This window comes from Gilliamella sp. wkB7, assembly GCF_001693435.1.
In the GTDB taxonomy this organism is placed as follows: domain Bacteria; phylum Pseudomonadota; class Gammaproteobacteria; order Enterobacterales; family Orbaceae; genus Gilliamella; species Gilliamella apicola_N.
In genome coordinates this window covers 1955653-1981872 of sequence record NZ_CM004509.1, presented here as the reverse complement: position 1 = coordinate 1981872, position 26220 = coordinate 1955653, and the positions used below count along the sequence as shown (strand labels likewise).

Sequence of the window (26220 nt, the reverse complement as noted above, 5' to 3'; positions counted from 1 at the left end):
TTAATTTTGCAACATATGAAGTATATTATTAAGTATTAGAGCTTCATCCTGTTCAACATTAACTACATGATGTGCTGCATCATGATATAACGGTAACCGCTCTGCCAACACTTTTTCCATCTCATCAAAAATAGATAGACCCGTCAGTGATGGGCGCTGAGCAACATTAGGATCTTTCATTAAACGTGCAGCTAATGTTGCAGCTGTAGCTGATAAAAAAATGACAGTACCATTTTGTTTCATAAAATGGCGATTGTGATCGGCCAGTACCATTCCTCCACCTGTAGCAATGACTCGATTTGGCTTAGTTGTATCGATTAAAATCTGGCTTTCTCTGGCTCTAAAGCCTTCCCAACCTTCTTTTTCAACAATTTCAGCTACTGTTTTTTGAGTAGTCTCAAGCAAATGGCAATCTGTATCAATGAAAGAAAACGATAGCTTATTTGCAAGCATTTTTCCCATTGTCGTTTTGCCAGCTGCTCTGGCGCCTACTAAAAAAATAGTATTATTCATATTGAGTCCTGTTCCTTCAAATTTACAGCTTACAGAATATACCGTCTATGCTAGTGATTCACTTTAAATTTTGCAATATTTTTTTTACATATTATTATATATTTTTAAAAATCATTGATTTTTATAAAATAAATAAATAAAATTTAATTTTAATCCGTAAAAAATAATTTACACTTTTATTGGAGATATCTCTAAACTTAAATGGTGGTTGTATCATTTTTTGTTAACACAATTTTTCTAAACCACGAAAATATAACTCTGTCGCAATAGATTGATGTAATCGCCACTGAATGATGTCAAGTTCTGGATTGACTTTTTTGAACTCTTCATAGGTCATAAAATAACGGATAGTATTACTACCAACACGATCATTAATACTATTAATAATAATATTTACTTTATCAGTTCGGAATTTTTTCAATTCTTGCATTGCGGTAACAACATATTGGGGAACAGGAACAGTACCTTTTTCCCAATTATGCCATGTACTAACATCAGTTTTACCAATATATTCACTTGCCTCTGACACTTTTAACATAAGGAAACGACGATACGCTTGCAATTCTAAGTTAGTCATAAATACTCCTCCTTATCGTATTTTTACTTATACAGTAACTTTACATATGACATCGATATCATTTATATAAAGAATTTAAAAAATTTAAACGTATAGATATCAGCAATACATCTAATTTAAATTAGATGTGTATACTTTTATTTATTTAATTATTTACCTGCTAGGGCATCAATTACGGCTTGTTTTGCCCGTTCAGAAAGATCTTTACCCGTCCAAATTTTAAATTGTGCATTCGCTTGCCCAATAAACATTTCTCGACCGGAAATTGATTCCCAACCTGCTTTTTCAGCTTCTTGTCTAAAGCGAGTATTATATGGCGTATAAACGATATCGTACGCAATACCTTTACCTTTAAACCATGCTTGTTCATAAGGTGTTTGATCTTCAAATTTACCTGTCATACCTAATGGAGTCGAATTAATAATTATTTGCGCTTCTACTTTATTTCGATCTTGCCATGCAACGGTTTTAAGATTGAATTCTTTAGCTAATGATTGAGGTAAATCATCAACAATGTCAGTTACAGTAATATCGGTATAACCAAGATCTTGTAAACCAACAACGGCAGCTCGTGCAGCACCACCGGCCCCAAGTAATAAAACTTTTTTGTATTCAGCAGGCAAATTCTTCGCTCTAAGTGGCTCCATGAAACCTACAATATCAGTATTGTCACCGCAAAGCTTGTCGCCATCCCAATACACTAAATTCGCTGCTCCCGCCTTTTTTACATGTTCAGTTACTTCATCTAAATAAGGAATAATGGTTTGTTTATGTGGAATAGTGACACATAATCCACGTATATTTAATAATCTTACAGATTTAAATAATGTTGGAATTTCTTCCGGAGGAGTAGGAAATGGTACTAAAACAGCAGAAATACCATAATCTTGAAATGATGTGGTATGAATAAGTGGACTCATACTGTGTCCTAAAGGATAACCGATAATGCCGTATATGCTATATGGCTGAAACTGGCTCATATAATCTCCTTGAAAGTTGGAAAATCAAAAGGAATAAATAAAATCTTCATCCTAATTATTAAAACACATTTATTATAAAATTAAATCATTTTTTCTAAAATCACAGACAAAGTTAACATTTTGTTTTATAAAAATTTGTTTAATATGTAAAAAATAATATCTACTCTATTAATAGAATATTTTGAACAGAATTTAACTTTTTAATTATTCACCGTCTTAAGCTAATATTTTTGACACATCAAATAGTAAGATAATTTTCCAAGCTCCCCCAAAATAGCATTGTCATTATATTTAATTAAGATATGTTCAATTAGAAAGCAATAAAACTTTTGCTCTGTGGGTAATATATGATAAGGTGAACAACATTAAACTCATTCAAGAATGAGTACTCTTGCTATAATGTCTATACCATAATAGATCGAAACCAAATCCATCACGGCACTTTCTATCTCAATTTGGGTTTTATGTGAACTACATTTATATAAACTTATTTTAAGCTTAAATAAGATAATGCTTGAGAATTTGTGTATAACAGCGTATACTTCGCTACCTCATTATTGTGGGTGTAGTGTGAGAGGTTAGACTGCTTCTCAGATAGAACTGCAGCAAACTAAAAGCCTGACGAGGTTAATTCCATTAACATATTACGCCCAAGGCTTAAGCATAGAAATTTCGGAGAATTATTGACATGTCACGAGTATGCCAAGTAACAGGAAAAGGTCCTTTAGTAGGAAATAATCGTTCTCATGCGATGAATGCTACTAAACGTCGTTTTCTACCAAATCTTCAAACTCACCGTTTCTGGGTTGAGAGCGAAAAACGTTTTGTAAAATTGCGTATATCTGCTAAAGGTATGCGAACTATCGATAAAAAGGGTATTGATGCAGTTTTAGCTGAACTTCGTGCCCGTGGTGAAAAGTACTAATAAGGAAACCATATCATGGCTAAAGGTGTACGCGAAAAAATTAGATTAGTTTCTTCTGCTGGTACAGGTCATTTTTATACCACTAGCAAAAATAAAAGAACTATGCCTGAGAAAATGGAAATCAAAAAATACGATCCCGTTGTTCGTCAGCATGTTATTTATAAAGAAGCTAAAATTAAATAGTTATCTAATAAATAAAAAGCCCAGCAAATGCTGGGTTTTTTTATATCTTTAATAAAGATATGCTTTTAATATTAGTTGTAATCAATATAGGCATATTTTTCTTCATCTGTAATGAACAAAAGGTTCACTATTTATTTTAGATATTAATGATTGATATCATTCTTAATTATATCTGCCCCAGTGAAGTAAATTATTTATTAATATCTTTAAACAAAAAAGCTTCAGTAAAAACTGAAGCTTTTTAAGAAAGTAGTTAATCTATTATTTCAAATATTGTTGTTCGTAGACTTTTGCTTTTTTATCATCAAAAACATGTTCCCAACGAGCAATAACAATCGCTGCTAATGCATTACCGACAACATTAACAACCGTTCTACCCATATCTAAAATACGCTCTACGCCCATAATATAACCAATACCTTCAAGCGGAATACCCACACTGCCTAGGGTTGCAGATAGAACAAGGATTGAAGCACCCGGTACGCCAGCTATACCTTTAGAGGCAATCATCAATGTTATAACAATAATAATCTGATCTAAAATGGTTAAATCTATATGGAATAGCTGAGCCAAAAAGATAACCGTAATACTTTGATAAAGCGTTGAGCCATCAAGATTAAATGAATAACCTGTTGGAATAACAAAACTTGTGATCGCCTTTGGAGCACCGTATGCTTCCATCTTTTCAATAATTTTTGGTAATGCAGTTTCAGAACTCGCTGTTGAAAATGCGATAACTAACTCTTCTTTTAATATTTTTAGTAGAGTAAAAATATTAAATTTACAAAGTTTACATACAAGTCCTAATACCACCAATGTGAAAATAATCATGGCTGAATAAACAGTCAAAATTAATTTAAACAACGGCATAAGAGAGGCAAATCCATATTTAGCAACGGTTACAGTAATCAGCGCGAAAACACCAATTGGTGCGTAGCGCATAATCATGTTCGTTACTTTAAACATGGTGTCAGATACAACTTTTAAGAAGAAAACAAATGGTTCACGTTGTTTGTCTGGTAACGACATTAAACCTAAACCGAAAAAGACACAGAAGAAGATAACAGGTAAAACAGCGCCATCACTCATAGCTTTGAAGATATTAGCTGGGATCATATCTAATATCATAACAATCAAGCCATGAGGCTTTCCGCTCAATTCTTCTGCGGCTTTAGTATACTTACTAATATCGGTCGTTGCTAAGGTTGTAGAGTCAATTCCCGCACCCGGTGCAAAAATATTTCCCCAGAAAAGCCCTAGTAAGATAGCAATCGTTGTAATAATTTCAAAATAGAGAATTGTTTTAAAACCCAACGTCCCTAATCTTTTTGAACCACCAATACCTGCAATACCTAAAGTGAGCGTACTAAGTATAATAGGTAATACAATCATTTTAATTAAACGAATAAAGATATCACCAGCTGGTTGAAAAATATTAACTATCGAAAATTGATAATATGAATGTAAAGGATGGCTTGGGACAGAAAGTTCAAATAAATAAGCGCCCACCGCTACACCTAGTATCAAAGCAATTAAAATTTGCCATGCAAGATTTGTTAAGATTTTCTTTATTAAAAATGACATTTAATACTATTCCTTTTCTGGATATTATAAATAAAAAAGGATTAGTTATAACTAATCCTTTTTGATAATTAAAACTTATTCTTCGGACTCCGGAGCTGAACTCTGCCGTTCATCTCCTTGAGAAAAATCGGATTCATTTTCCTCCTCCTCAGTTTCAGCTATTCTCTGTAATCCAACGACTTTTTCGTTATCTGCTGTACGAATAAGCATAACACCTTGTGTATTTCGACCTACAATACTTACTTCTGAGACACGTGTACGTACAAGCGTTCCTGCATCAGTGATTAACATAATTTGATCTGTTTCATCAACTTGAACAGCACCAACGACTTTACCATTTCTTTCACTCACTTTGATAGAAATAACACCTTTAGTCGCTCGTGATTTGGTTGGGTATAACTCTTGTTGTGTACGTTTACCATAACCGTTTTGCGTTGCAGTTAATATCGCACCATTCCCTCGTGGAACAATCAGTGATACGACTTTATCATCACCTTCTAATTTAATACCTCGAACACCTGTCGCAGTTCGTCCCATACAGCGAACTTTATTGGCTGGGAAGCGAACCACTTTACCATTAGCAGAGAACAACATAATATCTTCTGTATTAGAGATTTGAGAGACCTCTTCATCATTATCAGTCTCATCAACAATTACATCGTCATTGAGTTCATCATCAACAGTATCAGACGTTTCATTACTTGTTAGATCAACACCGATTAATTCATCATCATCACGTAAATTAATTGCGATAATACCACCAGTTCTTGGACGACTAAATTCATTTAATGAAGTTTTCTTAACGGTACCTTGAGCTGTTGCCATAAATACACAGTGTTCATCGTCAAATTCTCGAACTGGTAGAATCGCAGTAATACGTTCACCTGCTTCAAGTGGTAATAAATTAATAATTGGACGTCCACGTGAGCCACGACTTGCTTCAGGTAGTTGATAAACTTTCATCCAATATAAACGACCGCGGCTTGAGAAACAAAGAATCGTATCGTGGGTATTAGCTACAAGTAATTTTTCAACAAAATCTTCTTCTTTGATTTTAGTTGCAGATTTACCTTTGCCACCTCGACGTTGAGCTTCGTAATCAGATAAAGGCTGATATTTTACATAGCCTTGGTGTGAGAGAGTTACAACAACATCTTCTTGAGCAATAAGATCCTCAATATTAATATCAGCACTGCTTGCTGTAATTTCAGTTCTTCTTGCATCTTGGAATTGATCACGAACCGCTTCAAGCTCTTCATGAATCACTTCCATTAAGCGTTCTGGACTTGCTAAAATGTGCAGTAACTCACTAATTTGAATCAGTAATTGTTTATACTCATCCAAAATCTTTTCATGTTCTAGACCCGTTAATCGATGTAAACGAAGATCTAAAATAGCCTGGGCTTGTGCTTCTGATAGGTAATAATAACCATCACGAATACCAAATTCTGGCGCTAAATCTTCTGGTCGAGCAGCATCGTTACCCGCTTTTTCGAGCATTGCTGCTACATTACCAAGCTGCCAAGCTTGAGATAATAATTTGCTTTTAGCTTCAACTGGAGTTGAGGCTGCACGAATTAATTCAATAATAGGATCAATATTGGCAAGTGCAATAGCTAACCCTTCTAAAACATGCGCTCTTTCACGAGCTTTACGTAATTCATAGATAGTTCTACGAGTTACCACTTCACGTCGATGAAGCACAAAGGCTTCAATCATCTCACGTAAATTTAGAAGTTTAGGTTGCCCTTTGTGTAAGGCTACCATATTGATACCAAATGAGACTTGCAATTGTGTCAATGAGAATAAGTTATTTAATACAACCTCACCGACAGCATCTCGTTTAATTTCAATAACAATACGCATCCCATCTTTGTCAGATTCATCGCGTAGCGCCGAGATACCTTCAACTTTTTTGTCTTTAACTAATTCAGCTATTTTCTCGATCAGTTTTTTCTTGTTAACTTGATACGGAATTTCATTAACAATGATTGTTTCACGCCCACTATGATCATCAACTTCAATAGTTGCTTTAGAACGAATATAGATAATACCACGTCCTGTTCGGTAGGCATTTTCAATACCCTTTCGACCATTAATTAAAGCAGCAGTTGGAAAGTCAGGGCCATGGATATGTTCCATTAATCCATCAACTGAAATATTTTCATCTTCAATAAAAGCAAGGCAACCATTAATGACTTCAGATAGATTATGAGGAGGGATATTTGTTGCCATACCAACCGCAATACCTGAAGAACCATTTATCAGTAAATTAGGAATACGCGTTGGCAATACATCAGGGATCATTTCAGAGCCGTCATAGTTCGGCGAGAAATCAACGGTTTCTTTATCAAGATCAGTCAATAACGCACCTGCAAACTTTTGCATACGTATTTCGGTGTAACGCATTGCCGCAGCCGAATCACCATCAACAGAACCAAAGTTTCCTTGACCATCAACTAACATATAACGTAATGAAAATGGCTGTGCCATACGTACAATCGTGTCATAAACAGCAGAGTCACCATGTGGATGGTATTTACCAATAACATCCCCAACAACACGAGCAGATTTTCGATAAGGTTTATTCCAATCGTATCCTGCTTCATGCATGGCAAAAAGGACCCTTCTATGGACCGGTTTTAAGCCATCGCGTACATCAGGTAAAGCACGCCCGACAATGACAGACATTGCATAGTCAAGATAAGAGGATTTTAGCTCATCTTCAATATTAACGGGGGTTATTTCTTTGGCTAGTTCGGTCATAACACCATATTCTCTTATTAAATTAGGTCATCAAAATAGCTTGTAATTATAGCATAAAATTCGTTATTAATGCAGGACTATACCGTTTTTATTTCAACTTATTCATGTTGAATAAACAAAGTATTTTCAATTAATTGGCATAAACAATTTAAAATCATAGCATGCATTTCATATGCCATTACTTTTTTATAAGATGGAACTCTTATTTCAATATCATTTTGACCAAGTAAGCCGATAACTTCACCACCATCAAAAGCAGTTAAAGCAACAATTTTCATATCTTTAATCACAGCTTCTTGAACAGCGCGAATAATCGAACGGCTGTTACCTTGGCAAGTCAATACGATCAAAATATCACCTTGCTGACCTAAGGCTTGTATCTGGCGAGCATAGACTTCTTCATGATTGGCGATCGCACTTAATAATACATTATCAGACACCAAAGCTATAGCGGGTATGCTGGGTCTTTCTATATTAATACTGGTAATTAATCGAGAAGTAAAACTTTGTACATTTGCCGCTGATGAGCCATTACCACAACTCATAATTTTATTACCGTTGAGTAAACCTTGAACAATAATGCTTGCCGCTTTTTCAATTGATGACCCTAAAGACTCAGCCATTACAATTTGAGTTTGAATACTTTCAGTAAAATAATTTTTTATTAAATCTTGCACGTTTTTCACCTAAAAATTAAAACGCATTAATAATCCATTTTTGGTTTTTGCCTGTAATAGCAAAAATATCAAATCTAAATTCTGTATCATCAATATTCATATTTTCTGATAACATCCAGAGTTGTGCCGCTTGCTTGATTTTATTTTGTTTACTTAATGTTACGGTCATTTCGGCATTACCAAAATTGGCATTTTTTCTATAACGTACTTCAACAAAAACGAGACATTGTTTATCACGCATAATTAAATCAATTTCACCTAAACGATATTGACTATTTTGAGCAATAAATGAAAGCCCTTGTTTTAGTAAATACTGGCAAGCAATATCTTCGTAATGCTTGCCAATTTTTTTGTTATTCTTCTGAATTAGATTGGGATAATGCATGAATATATTGTTGCCAAGATAAAGCACGAGTGACTTCACATTGATCCTTCGTCGATAATCTACCCGTCATACCATTTAAAAAGTCAGTTTGATTGGAATTCATTTGATTAAAGCGATTTGCAAGTCTCCAAGCATCTATCCCCATCGCATATAAACGCAATAATGAATAATTTTTTTGGATATTATTAGGGATGATTTCTGACATTTGCTCAGAAGAATTAACGATCATTGGAATTTCAGCATATTCAGTTTGATCCATATCATAATTAAAATCATCCGAAGCATTAGCTACATGACTTTTGGAGCTAGTGTAGATCATAAGTGAAGATGAATTACCTACTGATTTACCGGCTGCCATATCAATCATTGGTTTTATAAGAGTTAATTCATCGTATGAAGCATAAATATAGACAGCGTCAAAATTGTCTGATTGATCTTCTGTATAATCGGTTAAAATAGGGGTTCCAGTAAGTGTTATTCCTATATTACGATTCATACCAGAACTTAATGTACTTTTATTGCCAAAATATTGTACATAAGCTTGTGAACTATTAGATGATAATTCAGACCATTTTTTAGCAAAACTTTGAGCTACACGTTGACCGAGATCATTTTGCGGTACCAGCAATAGTGGCTTTAATTTGTTTTGTGCATAAATATGATCTGCTGCATCTTGTGCTTCATCTTCTGGTGATAACGCGAAATAACACATTTTATTCGTTGTAACTGAACTATTATCCACTTTATTCAAGGCTAAAACAGGTAAAGACGGTGCTAATTGTTTAATCTTAATCACTTCATCTTTCAGTAAAGGACCAACGATCAATTCAACATTTTGTTCTTTAGCTTGACTTATAAGAGCATCCATATCAGCACTTGTTGTATCAAGCAAAACTACATTTTGTTGTGGTTCTTGTGGGAAAAATTTAATTGCATCAAAATAACCTTGTCGAATAGTATCACCAAAAAGACGTGATGATCCTGTTAGTGGTAATAATAATGCCACTTTTTTAGCATTAACATCATCAACATTTAATGCTTGTTCTCCTGTTAATACAGAAATAATATTTTTAGCGGGATGATCTGGATATTGTAGTAACCAATCTTTTACCGCCCGTTTTAATAATTCGTTCTGTTTTTGTACTTTCTCTGCAATAATTTCAGGCGTATCATCTTCTTGTGTTTTTGGTTCTATATTATTACTTTTATAAGCATCCGCTAAATTAATCCATCCTTGTAAAGTTACTTCATTTTCATAAACTAAAATGGTATTAACTTGTTTGGTATTTAATTTACTAAAAAATTTCCATGTATTATTTAATATTTGGTTTTTCTGTTTTTCTGGCGTATATTTTTCTAGTTCAATATAATCATGGGCTTGCCCATTGATATCTCTATTGTTTTCATCCAAACTTAATTTAATAGAGTAGTAACGGTATAATTGTGAATTGGTTAACCCATCAGTTGTTAACTTTTTAATATTAAATGGTTTTTTCAATTTTACTGCAATTTCACCTTGCAACAATAATTTTTCTTTCTGTTGTTCATCATTAAGATCAGAGGATATTTGAGATAACAAATCTTTTGCTTGAGAAACTTTATTTTCTTTAATTAATGCCTGAATAGCTAATAATTGCCAATTGGTTTTAGCATTTCCAGAACTTTCATCCGCTAGAGATAAATAATAACTAGAATTTTTAGTTCCATCATAATCACTTATTTGAGATTGATTACCAGGACATCCAGTTAAAAATGTCAATAATATAGACATTAATATTGTATAAAAGAAAATTTTTAAATTCATACACCCACTCTCTTGTTATTTACTATCCCCAAATTCGTTGTACATGAACAGTAATTTCTTCACGATCATGATAAAGCTGCTTGGCCTGAATTTGAACATTGATTTGATTATTATTTAATTCGTCATTGAGTAACTTTATATTTTGTTTTACTTCTTCATACCGTTTTTTCATTGGTAATTTAAGATTAAAAATGGTTTCTCGACACCAACCATTAATCAGCCATTTAGCTATTAATTGCGTCACCTTGGTCGGTTTTTCAACCATATCACAAACTAACCAATAAATATTATGTTTTTTAGGCGTAAATTTAAAGCCATCTTCACGATAATGTTTAACTTGTCCAGTTTCCATTAGTTTGTTATTCATTGGACCATTATCAATAGCGTAAACCATCATACTTCTTTTAACTAGTTGATAAGTCCAACCGCCTGGGCAAGCACCTAAATCAACTGCATTCAAACCACCTTTTAAGCGTTCATCCCACTCTTCATAAGGAATAAAAATATGGAACGCCTCTTCCAATTTTAATGTAGAACGACTTGGTGCATCAGCTGGAAATTTTAGTCTAGGGATCCCCATATAAAAAGGTGAGTTATTTTGACTTAATGAATAGCCTACATAACAACTATTACTACTTGTAAAAAATAGATGAATAACAGGTTTTTTTGGATTTTCAACTTTTAATAAAATACGTTTGCTTCGTAGCGCTTGACGAAGAGGTACTGTAAATTTGCGACAAAATCCAGCTAGTTCTTTACCTTCATTGGTATCAGCAACTTCTACGCGCACATCACCTGCGTTATCTATCAAACCCGATAATGCATTAATTATTCGAGTGATCCGATCATTGGCTGGTAGATCAGTCAATAAATCACCTGATACAAACATCTGTCTAGCAAAGATTAGAGTACGAAACGGAAGTTTTTTTATCAGTATTGTAGCTTGATCGTCTTGATAACATTCAAAAGTGACATAACCACTATTTTCTATAACTTTGGCAAAACCAAATATTTCCAGTTGTGCAGCTCTATCTGTGATTTCAGCAGCACATTCTTTTTCAAATCCACAGCGACAGTATAGAATAATTTTATTTAGTTTTTGCATTTCGTATTTTTACTCTTCAAACAGACATTATAAAAAAACAATTGATTTAGTCAGATTGAACATCATTAGTATATAAAGGAGCTTCCCCCTTAGGACGGGTTTTAAATCGTCGGTGTAACCACATATATTGTTCTGGAGCTTTTAAAATTTCTTGTTCAATAGCTTTATTCATAAAAGTTGCAGCTAATACATCATCATCAATAGGATAACCTTCAAGCGCCGGTGTTACATAAACGGTATAATGACCATTTTCCTCACGCTTAGGTGTAAATGGAATAATGCCGGGTTGGCCTAATTTAACCAATATACGTGTACCTATCGTCGTTGCTGCTTTTTCTACTGAAAATAATGGGGCAAAGACACTATTTTTAGGTCCATAATCATGATCAGGAGCATACCAAAGTAACTCACCATTTTTTAATGCACGGATCATACCTTTAGTATTATAGCGATCTAACATGTATTTATTAGATTTGAGTCTACCTTTAAGCTGAACATAATCCATTACCAGATTATCATTTGGTCGATAAACACCTACACCGGGATGACTCATTCCTAAAATGCGCGCCCCTAATTCTAATGTTAAAAAATGAATTCCAATAAGTAAAACACCTTGACCTGATTGCTGTATATTTTTGATATATTGGTCCCCGACAATAGATGAATGTTTAGCTAATCTTTTGTCAGACCAGAACCAAGCTATCCCTGTTTCGAAAATAGCCAATCCTGTAGAAATAAAATTGCCCCGCAACAGTTGATCACGTTCAAGCTGTGATTTTTCAGGAAAGCAAAGTTTAAGGTTTTGTCTTGCTGTCTCTTTACGTTTACCAATTAATTTCATTGAGAGCAACCCTAAACTTTTTCCTAATTGATAAATTACTGGATAGGGTAATAAAACGATTAAATATAAGATACCAATACCAAACCACGTTAACCAGTAACGAGGGTGTAGTAGGCGTTTAGTAAAGATAGGACGAATTTCCTGATTTTGACTCATATTAAGATTAAGTTATTGTTAATAACAAAGTTGATTATTATATACTATATATTGATTTTAAGGGCAGAAAATTAGAAAGATCTTCCCTACATTAATGTATCTAACAAGGTATAGTTTAAACAGATCACAACAATATATAATTAGTTGCTGTGATCTTCGTTCTTAAGGTTTTTTAAAATTTTATACTCAAACGTAGGCTTTTCCTGAAATTTCTTTACAAGAATTTAAACCGCAACGGGTGCTTTGATTGCAGGATAAGGATCATAGTCAATAATTTCAAAGTCCTCAAACTCATAATCAAAAATTGTTGGGGGTTTACGTCTAATAACAAGTTTTGGTAGTACTCTAGGCGTTCGACTCAATTGTAAATGAGTTTGTTCCAAATGGTTTGAATATAAGTGCGTATCACCACCAGTCCAAACAAAATCACCCACATCTAAATTGCATTGTTGAGCAATCATATGAATTAATAACGAATAGCTAGCAATATTAAATGGTAACCCTAAAAACACATCACAAGAACGTTGGTAAAGCTGGCAAGAAAGCTTTCCATCCACTACATAAAATTGAAAAAATGCATGACAGGGAGCTAACGCCATTTGGTCTAATTCTCCAACATTCCAAGCAGAAATTATTAGGCGTCTTGAATCAGGATCATTTTTGATTTGATCAATTAATTGCGATATTTGATCAATATGCTGGCCATTTGGTGCTGTCCACGCTCGCCACTGTTTTCCATAAACAGGACCTAAATCACCATTCTCATCAGCCCATTCATCCCAAATGGTCACTTTATTATCTTTTAAATATTTAATATTTGTATCACCTTTTAAAAACCAAAGTAATTCATGAATAATTGAACGTAAATGGCATTTTTTTGTAGTGACTAATGGAAATCCATCCTGTAGATTAAAGCGCATTTGATGACCAAAAATGGATAATGTTCCAGTTCCTGTTCGATCTGACTTAGGCGAACCTTCAGCTAAAATCTTTTGCATAAGTGCTAAATACTGTTTCATCGTGTTGTCGCCTTTTTGTTAACTCTATATGTATAAAAAAGAAATAAAATACCAGCAAAAATCATTGGTAGGCATAAAATTTGCCCCATACTAATGATATTAAAAAATAGTCCTAGTTGCTCATCGGGTTGTCTAAAGAATTCGATTACAAATCGAAATAAACCATAACAAAGCAAAAATAATCCTGAAACAGCGCCAGTTGGTCTGTTTTTACGAATGAACAAATTCAAAATGATAAATAGAACAATTCCTTCAAACATCATTTCATAAAGCTGTGAAGGATGCCTTGGTAAAATGCCATTAAGAGAAGTATAGAGCGATAACCATTCAGGATGTGTTTGTACAAACATAAAATCAGCATGAGAGGAAGTCGGAAATAACATACCAATATGAGATTGAGTCACACGTCCCCAAAGTTCACCATTAATAAAATTACCAAATCGTCCAAACATTAAACCAATAGGTACTAAAGGAGCGACAAAATCAGCCACTTGCATAAAGGTTTTATGGTTCATTTTTGCGAAAATAGCAATAACACAAATTGCACCGATTAGACCGCCATGGAATGACATACCGCCTTCCCAGACTTTAAACAATATCACTGGGTCTTTGATAAAAACGTTAAAATTATAAAAAAGGATATAGCCTAATCGTCCACCTATAAAAAGCCCTAAAAAACCCCAGAATAGCAAATTCTCAACTTGTTGTGTTGTCCATTGGCTATTAGGTTTATTTGCTCTTCGTTTGGCTAAATAAAGCGCCCCAAGCACTCCAAATAAGTACATTGCACCATACCAATGAAGCGATATAGGGCCAAGTGAAAAAGCAATTGGATTGAAGTTAGGAAATTGTAAGTATTGATTCATTTTTTAATACACTGTTTATTTTTTCGTTTATGAGCAAAGAAATTAAATCGTTTCTTTTTAGAAACATTTGCTATTGGTGCTTCCGCCTCGGATTGGATGCTAAATACTGGCAATGAAAATTCTTTCATTGCTTTTCGATAAACATCGCGTTTAAAAGCAATAACCTGACGAATAGGATACCAATAACTAACCCACTTCCAATCATCAAATTCAGGAGTTGAAGACTTATTGAGATTAATTACCGATGTATCAGATATCAATTCTAATAAAAACCATTTCTGTTTTTGACCAATACAAACGGGTTGATTTTCCCAACGTATCATTCGTTTAGGTAATTTATATCGCAACCAACCGTTAGTAACGGATAGAATCTTTACATCTTGAGGTAATAATCCTACTTCTTCGTTTAATTCACGAAACATTGCCTGCTCAGGCGTTTCGTTTAGTTTTATTCCGCCCTGAGGAAACTGCCAAGAATTTTGTCCATAACGACGAGCCCAAAGTACTTGACCATACCTGTTACAAATAACTATTCCTACATTTGGACGGTAGCCATCATTATCAATCACTGACTACCTCAAAAAATTTATTCTTATATGGCTAAATTGTTTCATACATACAGCAAGAAATAAATAGGAAAATGAATTAATCGAGTAAATATCCTATCACGCAGTTTGTTTTTTAGATAATTTGATAATTGTAATAATATTAATTATGGCAAATGTTACTTCTATAGCCAGACTTCCTAAAGAGCCTATCCATAAACTATAAATAATCCATAAAATACTGCTCATCAATATAAGTAGTCGCATTTTCTGTTGTTGTAAACGAAATAATGCAATGGTAACTAATGTCGTACCAATAACAGATAAATAATGTATAAATTGTGTCGGATCTGGAGTAGTAAGAAAATAAAATATCCACATTAAAGCAATAAAAAATAACATTGCTAACATATTTTTTGTGTAATTCGAAGCAACATTTCTAAATATATTTACTATATTAAGAATTGCTGCCGGATAAGACTCCGGACCCAATAAGTAAAAGTGCAAAGTCATAATTACATTAACGATTGTTAACTGCCAACGAAAAGCATTATCGCTACGTTGTAAAAAAGCACTGATACCTACAAGATAACCTAAAATACCAATTAATTGAGGTAAAGTAGTATATCTATCAATAAAATCTGAACCCACGAATTGATATAAAAAGTTTAGATTATCCATCGTTCACTCCATAGATGAATGGATCTAAGTAATTAATAACCTATTTATAAATGATTTAGAAAAAAATTTATTAAATGTTATTAATAAATAATCACATCTTTAAAACATAAAATTTTAGTCAGTTTTATAATCTCTATATGCAAAAAAGCCCAGCATTCCTGCTGGGCTCTCTCTATATTTAAAAGTCTGGCGGCTCCCTACTCTCACATGGGTAATACCCACACTACCATCGGCACTTCGGCGTTTCACTTCTGAGTTCGGCATGGGGTCAGGTGGGACCACCGCGCTATTACCGCCAGACATATTCTGTCTTCTCTTTCTCTCAATCAGTGCATTATCTCATATCTGCACTCATCTCTCAATCCGGAACAAACTGTTCGATTATCTCATAATCAACTACTCGCGTATCCAAAACAACTCCGAGTTGTAAGGTTAAGACTCTCGGTTCATTAGTATCAGTTAGCTCAATGTATCACTACACTTACACACCTGACCTATCTACGTCTTAGTCTCAAACGGACCTTACTGACTCTCATCAGGGAAAACTCATCTCGAGGCTAGTTTCGTACTTAGATGCTTTCAGCACTTATCTATTCCGCACGTAGCTACCGGGCAATGCAATTGGCATCACAACCCGAACACCAGCGGTGCGTTCACTTCGGTCCTCTCGTACTAGAAGCAAACCCTCTCAATTTTCCTACGCCCATGGCAGATAGGGACCGAACTGTCTCACGACGTTCTAAACCCAGCTCGCGTACCACTTTAAACGGCGAACAGCCGTACCCTTGGGACCTACTTCAGCCCCAGGATGTGATGAGCCGACATCGAGGTGCCAAACACCGCCGTCGATATGAACTCTTGGGCGGTATCAGCCTGTTATCCCCGGAGTACCTTTTATCCGTTGAGCGATGGCCCTTCCATTCAGAACCACCGGATCACTATGACCTACTTTCGTACCTGCTCGAGCCGTCACTCTCGCAGTCAAGCTAGCTTTTGCCATTGCACTAACCTCCTGATGTCCGACCAGGATTAGCTAACCTTCGTGCTCCTCCGTTACTCTTTGGGAGGAGACCGCCCCAGTCAAACTACCCACCAGACAGTGTCCCTTACCTCGATTCAGAAGTATAGGTTAGAACATCAAACATTAAAGGGTGGTATTTCAAGGTCGACTCCATGCATACTGGCGTACACACTTCTTAGTCTCCCACCTATCCTACACATTAAGGCTCAATGTTCACTGTCAAGCTATAGTAAAGGTTCACGGGGTCTTTCCGTCTTGCCACGGGTACACCGCATCTTCACGGCAATTTCAATTTCACTGAGTCTCGGGTGGAGACAGCCTGGCCATCATTACGCCATTCGTGCAGGTCGGAACTTACCCGACAAGGAATTTCGCTACCTTAGGACCGTTATAGTTACGGCCGCCGTTTACTGGGGCTTCGATCAAGAGCTTCTGCTTACGCATAACCCCATCAATTAACCTTCCAGCACCGGGCAGGCGTCACACCGTATACGTCCACTTTCGTGTTTGCACAGTGCTGTGTTTTTATTAAACAGTTGCAGCCAGCTGGTATCTTCGACTGAGTTCACCTCCGTCCGCGTGGGACTTCAATTACAATCAGCGTGCCTTCTCCCGAAGTTACGGCACCATTTTGCCTAGTTCCTTCACCCGAGTTCTCTCAAGCGCCTTAGTATTCTCTACCTGACCACCTGTGTCGGTTTCGGGTACGATTAACTATAACCTGAAGCTTAGAGGATTTTCCTGGAAGCAGGGCATCAATTACTTCACTACCTTAGTAGCTCGTCATCACGCCTCAGGGTCTCAGTGACCGGATTTGCCTAATCACACCCCTACACGCTTAACCCACCATCCAATAGGTGGTAAACCTAGCCTTCTTCGTCCCCCCATCGCAGTTATAGCCAGTACGGGAATATTAACCCGTTTCCCATCAGATACGCCCTTCGGCCTCTCCTTAGGGGTCGACTCACCCTGCCCCGATTAACGTTGGACAGGAACCCTTGGTCTTCCGGCGAGCGGGCTTTTCACCCGCTTTATCGTTACTTATGTCAGCATTCGCACTTCTGATACCTCCAGCATACCTCACAATACACCTTCAACGGCTTACAGAACGCTCCCCTACCCAACACACTTTCGTGCGCTGCCGCAGCTTCGGTGCATAGTTTTAGCCCCGTTACATCTTCCGCGCAGGCCGACTCGACTAGTGAGCTATTACGCTTTCTTTAAATGATGGCTGCTTCTAAGCCAACATCCTAGCTGTCTAAGCCTTCCCACTTCGTTTCCCACTTAACTATGACTTTGGGACCTTAGCTGGCGGTCTGGGTTGTTTCCCTCTTCACGACGAACGTTAGCACCCGCCGTGTGTCTCCCATGATTAAACTTGTCAGTATTCGTAGTTTGCATCGGGTTGGTAAGCCGGGATGGCCCCCTAGCCGAAACAGTGCTCTACCCCCAACAGTTACTCATGAGGCGCTACCTAAATAGCTTTCGGGGAGAACCAGCTATCTCCCGGTTTGATTGGCCTTTCACCCCCAGCCACAGGTCATCCGCTAATTTTTCAACATTAGTCGGTTCGGTCCTCCAGTTAGTGTTAACCAACCTTCAACCTGCCCATGGCTAGATCACCGGGTTTCGGGTCTATACCCTGCAACTTAACGCACAGTTAATACTCGGTTTCCCTTCGGCTCCCCTATTCGGTTAACCTCGCTACAGAATATAAGTCGCTGACCCATTATACAAAAGGTACGCAGTCACTATTACCCAACGGTAACAGCTCCCACTGATTGTACGTACACGGTTTCAGGGTCTATTTCACTCCCCTCCCGGGGTTCTTTTCGCCTTTCCCTCACGGTACTGGTTCACTATCGGTCAATCAGGAGTATTTAGCCTTGGAGGATGGTCCCCCCTTCTTCAGACAGGATATCACGTGTCCCGCCCTACTCTATAAGCTTCCACATCATGCATTTTCATGTACGGGACTTTCACCCTCTATCGTGCGACTTTCCAGACGCTTCCATTAATACATCATGCTACCCGCTTGGGCTTCTCCCCTTTCGCTCGCCGCTACTCAGGGAATCTCGGTTGATTTCTTTTCCTCGGGGTACTTAGATGTTTCAGTTCTCCCGGTTCGCCTCATCTGACTATGAATTCATCAGATGATAGTGCAGTCACCTGCACTGGGTTTCCCCATTCGGACATCAACGGTTATAGCGCCTTTTATCGACTTACCGTTGCTTTTCGCAGATTAACACGTCCTTCTTCGCCTCTGATTGCCTAGGCATCCACCGTGTACGCTTAATTTCTTAACCTTACAACTCACAGTTGTCTTGGTTTTCATTACGCTTTTTTCTCTTTCTTATACCAAACCAACATATCTTCATACATCAGCTCAACATAAAAACGAGAACTCGTTTCTTTCAGCTTGTTCCTAATTGTTAAAGAGCTTTATACTTCTATTCACTTTACCATCTCGCGACTTCAAGTAAATACAAACATAATTTAATTTAAAAAGAGACTTCTTTAATGGTGGAGCTAAGCGGGATCGAACCGCTGGCCTCCTGCGTGCAAGGCAGGCGCTCTCCCAGCTGAGCTATAGCCCCATTTTATTTCACTTCTTCAACCCGTTAAAGCCAAAATCAGCAAAAATTAAGTTGAATTGGTGGGTCTGAGTGGACTTGAACCACCGACCTCACCCTTATCAGGGGTGCGCTCTAACCACCTGAGCTACAGACCCAATAAAGTGACTCTTTTCTTAACAAACAATCTGTGTGAACACTTACGAGCTCTTCGTAAGGAGGTGATCCAACCGCAGGTTCCCCTACGGTTACCTTGTTACGACTTCACCCCAGTCATGGACCACACCGTGGTAAACGCCCCCCCGAAGGTTAAGCTATCTACTTCTGGTGCAACCCACTCCCATGGTGTGACGGGCGGTGTGTACAAGGCCCGGGAACGTATTCACCGTGACATTCTGATTCACGATTACTAGCGATTCCGACTTCATGGAGTCGAGTTGCAGACTCCAATCCGGACTTAGACGTACTTTATGAGGTCCGCTTGCTCTCGCGAGGTCGCCTCCCTTTGTATACGCCATTGTAGCACGTGTGTAGCCCTGGTCGTAAGGGCCATGATGACTTGACGTCGTCCCCACCTTCCTCCGCTTTATCAACGGCAGTCTCCTTTGAGTTCCCGGCCGAACCGATGGCAACAAAGGATAAGGGTTGCGCTCGTTGCGGGACTTAACCCAACATTTCACAACACGAGCTGACGACAGCCATGCAGCACCTGTCTCACAGTTCCCGAAGGCACTCTCGCATCTCTGCAAGATTCTGTGGATGTCAAGACCAGGTAAGGTTCTTCGCGTTGCATCGAATTAAACCACATGCTCCACCGCTTGTGCGGGCCCCCGTCAATTCATTTGAGTTTTAACCTTGCGGCCGTACTCCCCAGGCGGTCGATTTATCGCGTTAGCTTCGGAGCCCATCACTCTAGGCAACAAACTCCAAATCGACATCGTTTACAGCGTGGACTACCAGGGTATCTAATCCTGTTTGCTCCCCACGCTTTCGCATCTCAGCGTCAGTATCTGTCCAGAAGGCCGCCTTCGCCACCGGTATTCCTCCACATCTCTACGCATTTCACCGCTACACGTGGAATTCTACCTTCCTCTACAATACTCTAGTTAACCAGTTTTAAGTGCAATTCCTAGGTTGAGCCCAGGGCTTTCACACCTAACTTAATTATCCGCCTACATGCCCTTTACGCCCAGTCATTCCGATTAACGCTCGCACCCTCCGTATTACCGCGGCTGCTGGCACGGAGTTAGCCGGTGCTTCTTCTGTAATTAACGTCAATTGATGCACCTATTAGATACACCACCTTCCTCATTACCGAAAGTACTTTACAACCCGAAGGCCTTCTTCATACACGCGGCATGGCTGCATCAGGGTTCCCCCCATTGTGCAATATTCCCCACTGCTGCCTCCCGTAGGAGTCTGGACCGTGTCTCAGTTCCAGTGTGGCTGGTCATCCTCTCAGACCAGCTAGAGATCGTCGCCTTGGTAAGCCATTACCCTACCAACTAGCTAATCCCATATGGGTTCATCAAATGGCGCATGGCCCGAAGGTCCCATGCTTTGGTCTCTCAACTTTATGCGGTATTAGCAGTCGTTTCCAACTGTTGTCCCCCTCCATTCGGCAGATCCCCATACTTTACTCACCCGTCCGCCACTCGTCATCAAGTGCAAGCACTCATGTTACCGTTCGACTTGCATGTGTTAAGCCTGCCGCCAGCGTTCAATCTGAGCCATGATCAAACTCTTCAATTTAAAGTTTGATGCTCAATAACTGTCTCTGACATAATTCAAATGAATCTTCAGTGTCACTTATCAAGACTTAATTTTTTTAGTCCGTAGACTTTAATCTTTCGTCTCGCAAGTGCCCACACAGATTGTCTGTTTCTTCTTTTTAAAGAGCTGACAGCTTTTTAAGTTAACTAAATGTTTTGTTATTTAGTTTGCTGTCTCAAGGGCTGCGTATACTACGCTACACCTTCTTATTCGTCAAGATCTTTTTTCAAAATTTTTGACCTTGCTCACTCACACCTTTTTCGTCTGCTTGTCGCTGACGCCGTGTCAGTGGATGCGCATTATAGGCACTTTAAATTTTACTGCAAGTGTTTATTGCTATTTTTTTTCTGTTTGCATTTTTTTTGGACTATTTCTTTTATGAAAAACTTTTCAAGCCGATAATAAAAATTAATATTAAATTATAAAAAACATATTGTTACCCATATTATCCAAGTAAAATTTAACTGTGCACGTATTTTTTTAATTTTCGAAATAAATAATAGAACGAAAAGATTAGATGACTATTAGGCTTTTGTGGTTTTTAGTAGAAAAGCATTTAATCGACTAAAATTGTATATAAAAATTATATTAGAACATAATTTTTTAATGCATTGGTTATTAAATTGATTATGTTTTACATTATTCAATTCTCAAAATCTTTCTTATCAATATTTATTTAATGATACTTAACAGGCTAATCGGATAGTTTTTTATTATAATCAGTAAAAAAATTATTTTTGTAAGAATTAAATGCCACCCATATGATAATTAATGGGTGGCATTTTTTCTGCTAATGTGAAAATAATATTCAATATATAATAATTTTCAGAGATTTGCGTACCTAATAGGCTCATAGGTACGCTAAATAAAAAAATTTATTTTAAAACTGTTAACGTCGGAAGTTTATTAAACTTGTTTTAACGCATTCCTCCGATAAGATATTTTGCTTTATCTTTGAAAACTAATTTTATTATGTTAGCAATGATGACACTTATCACTAAAGTTGAAACTAAAAAGCTAATTGCCCCTAATGATGCTAATTCACCATTACTTGTTTTAATAATATCACCCATTGGTGACATATAAAGCTGGCGCTCAAGTTCTATCACTATAATTTCATGAATAAAATAGATAGGAAAACTCACGTTTGCCATATAGGAAAAGAATTTATAAATCTTTCCTTCATTTACTTTATGATTTAATCCTTCTAAAAAATAAAGGGCGAGTATAAATAAAATAATTTTTTGCAAAGTATCAAAATAAAGATTTTGAATACCAAAATAATCCACATAACGATAGGCAAATGGAACAAAAAAACACAAACCAAAAAGAAGGATAATTAATGATAAGTTATCTTTCACAGACTTCATAATAGTTTCATAATTTTGTTTAAGCATCATACCAATTAAATAAACTGGACCATAATGTAATAAGTTTAAAAGTGGCTTTGTAAAATCAGGTTTAGTAAACATTACCACCCAAAGCATAGCTATTAGACCAGGCACAATTAAATTTTTCTTCGACCAATAAAAAAGAAGTGGTCCCATTAGGTATACAATTATTATCATTGGCATAAACCACAAAGGTAAAAGCTGCGTGCCAGTTAACATCATTCTAATTACTGAGCTAATAACGCTAGGTTCAGTTGAAGAGTACCATGGTAATCCCGATAGATATTGATAGTGATAAAAGAAAAAACAAAAAATAGACACTGAAATATAAGGGCATACTACTGTTTTAAATTTTGATAAATAGTATGTTTTAGTATCAAATTTGTATGTTAAATGTTGAAACAAAAAACCAGCAATCAACACAAAAAAAGTTGTGAAATTAAATGCAAACAAATTTAAAAAAGAGAATAAATAACTATTCGCAATTAGATTAGAGTTTTTAAACACACCTAAACAGTGGCTAAAAACAATCATAATAATTGCAACACCACGCAATACGTGAATAGAATAAATTTTTTGAGGTTTGGCAGATTCCATCTTAAAATCAAAATACTATGCTAATATATATATAGTTATACATTAGCACATATTCAAATAACTGGAACTAACATTTATAAAAATAATATTTAAAATAAAACTTGACAATTTGTTAATTAAAATATGTAAATTATTTAAATCAGTAGGCCTAATTTTGTTTGTTCAATTTTTTAATAGCAAAAGAGCAAATAGGAATAATTTTACGGTTTTCTTGTTGTAACTTTTTTACAACAAGATCTAATAATTTCTCAGCAATACCTTGACCTCGATAATCTGGAGCTATGTAAGTGTGATTGATAGTAGCTTGATTTTGCCCTATTCGAGTAAATGTCATCTCGGCTATTTGTTTATTATTTATATCACATACATAAAAACGCTCATTATCTTCTAAATAATTCAATGACATAATATTTTCCTGCTATTTAAACTATTATTTGGAATTTGAAATTTAATAAACTGAGTAAATACATATCAACAAGTGTCTATAAAATTGTTATCAAAAAGATAAATTAAGTTTATTGATAGTATGTAAGTTAACTGAACATTAAGAAAAAAGTTAATAATGAATGATTGAAAATACGTTCTATCAATCATTCAATTATTAAAGAAAGTTTTATTATTATTTATAGTTCTGTAGATTGTTTAATCGACATAATATTAATAACTAAAATAAACGTTTTGCAGTATTATAAAGATCTACGTCAAATGGACGCTTCATATTATTAATAGCTTCTATTATATCATGATGTACCAATTTACCATTTTGGACACCTACACATCGCCCTGCATGACCTTGTTGTAATAATTCAACAGCATAAGCCCCCATGCGTGAACCTAAAATACGATCGTAAGGAACAGGAGAGCCACCTCGTTGAACGTGACCTAATACTGTTGCACGAGTCTCATGATGCACGGCTGCCTCTATGTCTGCTGCAAGCTGGTTAACGTCACACATATGCTCTGTAACGGTTACAATTGCATGTTTTTTACCTTTTGCAAAGCCTAATTTAATTTCTTCAATTAAATCTTCTTTCGTATAAGACATTTCTGGAATAATCATGAATTCACAACCACCAGCAACTGCAGCATTTAATGTTAAATCACCACAATCCCGTCCCATGATTTCAATCACAGATATTCTATGATGTGAAGAACAGGTATCACGTAATCTATCAATAGATTCAACAGCAGTACTTAGTGCGGTGAAATAACCAATCGTATAATCGGTTCCGCGAATATCATTATCAATGGTGCCCGGTAAACCAATACATGGAAAACCTTCTTCTGTTAAACGCATAGCCCCCATATAAGAACCATCACCACCAATTACGACTAAAGCATCAATTTGATGTTTTTTCAAATTCTCAATAGCTTTTTGTCTTACTGTTTTATCTTTAAACTCTGGGAATCTGGCAGAACCGAGAAACGTACCACCACGAGTAATGATATCTGACACACTAGAACGTTCTAACTGAGTAATTCGATCTTCACAAAGACCTAAGTAACCATCATAAACACCAAAAACTTCTAACCCTTCCGTTAAAGCAGTTCTAACTACTCCTCGTATGGCTGCATTCATCCCTGGTGCATCACCACCACTGGTCAAAATACCTATTTTTTTTATCATAGAAAATAACTCCTAATAATTAACTTTTGATTATTATAGAGTCTTAACAGATTTCTAACAATAGATGATAAAAGGTATTTTGGTGTTTTTTTCTACCGCATCGTTTCAATGGGTACAACCGAAATTGGATCTTGATGAATAATTACTGTTGCAGGAGAAAAGAGTTCAGCAATACGCTTTTCGATTGAATCAGCTATAGCGTGTGCTTTAACTAAGGGCATATTATCATCAAGTTCTATATGCAATTGAATAAATTTTATGGGGCCTGCTTGTCTAGTTTTTAAATCATGAAAACCATGAACATTCGGATATGATGCAACAATATTAGCAATTTTCTCGTTATCACTTTCTGGCAATGCTCTATCAAGCAAATCCTGTATCGCATTGTAAGAAATCTTATAAGCATTATAACAAATATATAAAGCAATCAAGAATGCAAATGTAGCATCAGCAAAAGAAATTCCATACCAACTTAAAAAGAGTGCAATGATAACTGCAATATTCATTAACATATCAGAAGAATAATGTAGCATATCAGCTTGAATGGCCTTACTTTGAGTAATTTTCACAACATATCTTTGATATAAAACAAGTATAGAAGTAATCACTGTAGAAATGGCAGAAACAGTAATTCCCAACAATGGAGCTTTTAGCTCACTAGGATGAACAATAGACTTAATACTTGAAAGCAATAAAATTGTCGCTGAACCTATAATAAATGTACTTTGTGCTAGCGCTGCAAGTGATTCAGCTTTACCATGACCAAAGGTATGATCATCATCAGCTGGTTTTAAAGCATAACGTACCAAAAAGAAATTAAGACCAGAAGCAAGTAAATCAATACTCGAGTCTAACAATGATGCAAATAAACTTATTGAACCTGTTATCCAACAGGTAATAAATTTTATAAAAATTAGAAAGATAGATATTAAAACAGCAATTAATGTTGCTCTTTTAACTAATTTTTCGTACAAATGTGAATTTGACATTTGGTACCTTTTTATTGATAGGATTCAACCCCCACTGGAAGGACTAACTGCTGAGCAACCTCGGCTGCCTTTTCTCGCCCGACCAAAACATCAATAATTTTCAAAGCAAAATCAATTGATGTCGCAGGACCTTGACTAGTAATAACTTTATTTTGCTCATCAAAATATACTCTATCCGTTTTCCAAAGTTTAAATGCACTTTTAGTAGATGGGTAACCTGTCATATATGCATTTGGAAATAAATTGTGATGTTGCAGAACTATTGCAGGAGAAGCACAAATTGCCGCTATAACATCACCTACCTGATGAGTTTTTTTCAATATTTCGATTAATAACGAACAATCTCGAAAATTTTCGGCTCCTTTAACACCACCAGGTAAAATAACCACATCAAAATTTTCATTTTGAATTTCTGAAATAGTTTTTTGGGCTAAAATTGTTACTCCACGAGAACATTTAACTTCACAACAATTTGAAATACTTGCAGTTATGACATTAATACCCGCTCTGGTGAGTAAATCAATTGTTGTTACTGCTTCTGTTTCTTCACAACCTTCTGATAAAAAGACTAATGCTTGCTTCATCATTATTGTACTCCTTTTAACCAATAAATAACTTATTTAAGTTTTAATTATGATGAAT

21 protein-coding genes, 2 tRNA genes and 3 rRNA genes are annotated in these 26220 nt (G+C 36.2%); 2 read left to right on the top strand and 24 right to left on the bottom strand.

What is annotated here, in order from left to right; translation table 11 throughout:
• The 3 genes from aroL to aroE all read right to left on the bottom strand — a co-directional run bounded on the left by aroL (nt 1) and on the right by aroE (nt 2070).
• Nucleotides 1-513 carry a shikimate kinase AroL gene (gene aroL / locus A9G17_RS08750; RefSeq protein ID WP_065738368.1) on the bottom strand — a complete coding sequence of 171 codons (513 nt, stop codon included), beginning with the start codon at nt 511-513 and terminating at the stop codon, nt 1-3.
• 223 nt (nt 514-736) lie between these two features.
• On the bottom strand, nt 737-1090 hold the full coding sequence (locus A9G17_RS08745; protein WP_065738367.1) for an Aca2/YdiL-like domain-containing protein: 354 nt from the start codon (nt 1088-1090) through the stop codon (nt 737-739).
• A gap of 149 nt (nt 1091-1239) precedes the next feature.
• A complete protein-coding gene (gene aroE, locus A9G17_RS08740; protein ID WP_065738366.1) occupies nt 1240-2070 on the bottom strand; it encodes a shikimate dehydrogenase in 831 nt (276 codons plus the stop codon).
• Nucleotides 2071-2758: 688 nt separating this feature from the next.
• On the opposite strand from aroE, the gene rpmB reads away from it, so the two are divergent.
• Together rpmB and rpmG are read left to right on the top strand one after the other, a co-directional pair.
• On the top strand, nt 2759-2995 hold the full coding sequence (rpmB, locus tag A9G17_RS08735) for a 50S ribosomal protein L28 (protein WP_025314527.1): 237 nt from the start codon (nt 2759-2761) through the stop codon (nt 2993-2995).
• A gap of 15 nt (nt 2996-3010) precedes the next feature.
• On the top strand, nt 3011-3178 hold the full coding sequence (rpmG, locus tag A9G17_RS08730) for a 50S ribosomal protein L33 (RefSeq protein ID WP_025314526.1): 168 nt from the start codon (nt 3011-3013) through the stop codon (nt 3176-3178).
• Nucleotides 3179-3439: 261 nt separating this feature from the next.
• Here the strand turns inward: rpmG and gltP are convergent, their stop codons facing one another.
• The 21 genes from gltP to A9G17_RS08625 form a co-directional block, all read right to left on the bottom strand.
• Entirely contained in the window at nt 3440-4750 is a 1311-nt protein-coding gene (gene gltP, locus A9G17_RS08725; RefSeq protein ID WP_065739129.1) for a glutamate/aspartate:proton symporter GltP, read from the bottom strand.
• A gap of 87 nt (nt 4751-4837) precedes the next feature.
• The gene (gyrA, locus tag A9G17_RS08720; RefSeq protein ID WP_065738365.1) at nt 4838-7528 is read right to left on the bottom strand and encodes a DNA topoisomerase (ATP-hydrolyzing) subunit A; all 2691 of its coding nucleotides are present in this window, start codon (nt 7526-7528) and stop codon (nt 4838-4840) included.
• A 98-nt stretch (nt 7529-7626) separates the two neighbouring features.
• On the bottom strand, nt 7627-8205 hold the full coding sequence (locus tag A9G17_RS08715; protein ID WP_065738364.1) for an SIS domain-containing protein: 579 nt from the start codon (nt 8203-8205) through the stop codon (nt 7627-7629).
• A gap of 16 nt (nt 8206-8221) precedes the next feature.
• Complete coding sequence (locus A9G17_RS08710) at nt 8222-8590, bottom strand: YraN family protein (protein WP_065738363.1); 369 nt, start codon at nt 8588-8590, stop codon at nt 8222-8224.
• Entirely contained in the window at nt 8559-10394 is a 1836-nt protein-coding gene (locus A9G17_RS08705) for a penicillin-binding protein activator (RefSeq protein WP_065738362.1), read from the bottom strand. Before A9G17_RS08705 ends, A9G17_RS08710 begins: the two co-directional genes overlap by 32 nt.
• Before the next feature lie 22 nt (nt 10395-10416).
• Entirely contained in the window at nt 10417-11499 is a 1083-nt protein-coding gene (gene rlmM, locus A9G17_RS08700) for a 23S rRNA (cytidine(2498)-2'-O)-methyltransferase RlmM (RefSeq protein ID WP_065738361.1), read from the bottom strand.
• 46 nt (nt 11500-11545) lie between these two features.
• Nucleotides 11546-12496, bottom strand: coding sequence for an LpxL/LpxP family Kdo(2)-lipid IV(A) lauroyl/palmitoleoyl acyltransferase (gene lpxL / locus A9G17_RS08695; RefSeq protein ID WP_065738360.1), 951 nt, complete (start codon nt 12494-12496; stop codon nt 11546-11548).
• Nucleotides 12497-12720: 224 nt separating this feature from the next.
• Entirely contained in the window at nt 12721-13515 is a 795-nt protein-coding gene (gene thyA / locus A9G17_RS08690; protein ID WP_065738359.1) for a thymidylate synthase, read from the bottom strand.
• Entirely contained in the window at nt 13512-14381 is an 870-nt protein-coding gene (gene lgt / locus A9G17_RS08685; RefSeq protein ID WP_065738358.1) for a prolipoprotein diacylglyceryl transferase, read from the bottom strand. Before lgt ends, thyA begins: the two co-directional genes overlap by 4 nt.
• On the bottom strand, nt 14378-14950 hold the full coding sequence (gene rppH, locus A9G17_RS08680; protein ID WP_039128604.1) for an RNA pyrophosphohydrolase: 573 nt from the start codon (nt 14948-14950) through the stop codon (nt 14378-14380). The genes lgt and rppH overlap by 4 nt, the downstream gene beginning before the upstream one ends.
• 96 nt (nt 14951-15046) lie before the next feature.
• Nucleotides 15047-15607, bottom strand: a complete 561-nt coding sequence (locus A9G17_RS08675; protein WP_081301724.1) for a YgjV family protein — start codon at nt 15605-15607, stop codon at nt 15047-15049.
• Nucleotides 15608-15791: 184 nt separating this feature from the next.
• Nucleotides 15792-15907: ribosomal RNA gene (gene rrf, locus A9G17_RS08670) — 5S ribosomal RNA — on the bottom strand.
• Nucleotides 15908-16035: 128 nt separating this feature from the next.
• A 23S ribosomal RNA gene (locus tag A9G17_RS13470) occupies nt 16036-18934 on the bottom strand.
• 215 nt (nt 18935-19149) lie between these two features.
• Nucleotides 19150-19225: transfer RNA gene (locus A9G17_RS08660), tRNA-Ala, on the bottom strand.
• Between the two features lie 57 nt (nt 19226-19282).
• A tRNA-Ile gene (locus tag A9G17_RS08655) sits at nt 19283-19359 on the bottom strand.
• A gap of 56 nt (nt 19360-19415) precedes the next feature.
• A 16S ribosomal RNA gene (locus tag A9G17_RS13465) occupies nt 19416-20953 on the bottom strand.
• The 16S, 23S and 5S rRNA genes sit together here with 2 tRNA genes alongside, the layout of an rRNA operon.
• A gap of 938 nt (nt 20954-21891) precedes the next feature.
• Entirely contained in the window at nt 21892-22962 is a 1071-nt protein-coding gene (locus tag A9G17_RS08645; protein WP_065738357.1) for an acyltransferase, read from the bottom strand.
• 148 nt (nt 22963-23110) lie between these two features.
• Nucleotides 23111-23368: a GNAT family N-acetyltransferase gene (locus tag A9G17_RS08640; protein WP_065738356.1), complete on the bottom strand. Its 258-nt coding sequence runs from the start codon at nt 23366-23368 to the stop codon at nt 23111-23113.
• Between the two features lie 258 nt (nt 23369-23626).
• The gene (pfkA, locus tag A9G17_RS08635) at nt 23627-24589 is read right to left on the bottom strand and encodes a 6-phosphofructokinase (protein WP_065738355.1); all 963 of its coding nucleotides are present in this window, start codon (nt 24587-24589) and stop codon (nt 23627-23629) included.
• Between the two features lie 92 nt (nt 24590-24681).
• Nucleotides 24682-25578 carry a cation diffusion facilitator family transporter gene (locus A9G17_RS08630; RefSeq protein WP_065738354.1) on the bottom strand — a complete coding sequence of 299 codons (897 nt, stop codon included), beginning with the start codon at nt 25576-25578 and terminating at the stop codon, nt 24682-24684.
• Between the two features lie 11 nt (nt 25579-25589).
• Nucleotides 25590-26165, bottom strand: a complete 576-nt coding sequence (locus tag A9G17_RS08625; RefSeq protein ID WP_065738353.1) for a DJ-1 family glyoxalase III — start codon at nt 26163-26165, stop codon at nt 25590-25592.
• Between the last annotated feature and the right edge of the window lie 55 nt (nt 26166-26220).

Coding starts and splice junctions, on each gene's coding strand:
- aroL (WP_065738368.1), bottom strand. CDS start 513: ATGAATAATACTATTTTTTTAGTAGGCGCCAGAGCAGCTGGCAAAACG.
- A9G17_RS08745 (WP_065738367.1), bottom strand. CDS start 1,090: ATGACTAACTTAGAATTGCAAGCGTATCGTCGTTTCCTTATGTTAAAA.
- aroE (WP_065738366.1), bottom strand. CDS start 2,070: ATGAGCCAGTTTCAGCCATATAGCATATACGGCATTATCGGTTATCCT.
- rpmB (WP_025314527.1), top strand. CDS start 2,759: ATGTCACGAGTATGCCAAGTAACAGGAAAAGGTCCTTTAGTAGGAAAT.
- rpmG (WP_025314526.1), top strand. CDS start 3,011: ATGGCTAAAGGTGTACGCGAAAAAATTAGATTAGTTTCTTCTGCTGGT.
- gyrA (WP_065738365.1), bottom strand. CDS start 7,528: ATGACCGAACTAGCCAAAGAAATAACCCCCGTTAATATTGAAGATGAG.
- A9G17_RS08710 (WP_065738363.1), bottom strand. CDS start 8,590: ATGCATTATCCCAATCTAATTCAGAAGAATAACAAAAAAATTGGCAAG.
- A9G17_RS08705 (WP_065738362.1), bottom strand. CDS start 10,394: ATGAATTTAAAAATTTTCTTTTATACAATATTAATGTCTATATTATTG.
- rlmM (WP_065738361.1), bottom strand. CDS start 11,499: ATGCAAAAACTAAATAAAATTATTCTATACTGTCGCTGTGGATTTGAA.
- lpxL (WP_065738360.1), bottom strand. CDS start 12,496: ATGAGTCAAAATCAGGAAATTCGTCCTATCTTTACTAAACGCCTACTA.
- thyA (WP_065738359.1), bottom strand. CDS start 13,515: ATGAAACAGTATTTAGCACTTATGCAAAAGATTTTAGCTGAAGGTTCG.
- lgt (WP_065738358.1), bottom strand. CDS start 14,381: ATGAATCAATACTTACAATTTCCTAACTTCAATCCAATTGCTTTTTCA.
- A9G17_RS08675 (WP_081301724.1), bottom strand. CDS start 15,607: ATGGATAATCTAAACTTTTTATATCAATTCGTGGGTTCAGATTTTATT.
- A9G17_RS08645 (WP_065738357.1), bottom strand. CDS start 22,962: ATGGAATCTGCCAAACCTCAAAAAATTTATTCTATTCACGTATTGCGT.
- A9G17_RS08640 (WP_065738356.1), bottom strand. CDS start 23,368: ATGTCATTGAATTATTTAGAAGATAATGAGCGTTTTTATGTATGTGAT.
- pfkA (WP_065738355.1), bottom strand. CDS start 24,589: ATGATAAAAAAAATAGGTATTTTGACCAGTGGTGGTGATGCACCAGGG.
- A9G17_RS08630 (WP_065738354.1), bottom strand. CDS start 25,578: ATGTCAAATTCACATTTGTACGAAAAATTAGTTAAAAGAGCAACATTA.
- A9G17_RS08625 (WP_065738353.1), bottom strand. CDS start 26,165: ATGATGAAGCAAGCATTAGTCTTTTTATCAGAAGGTTGTGAAGAAACA.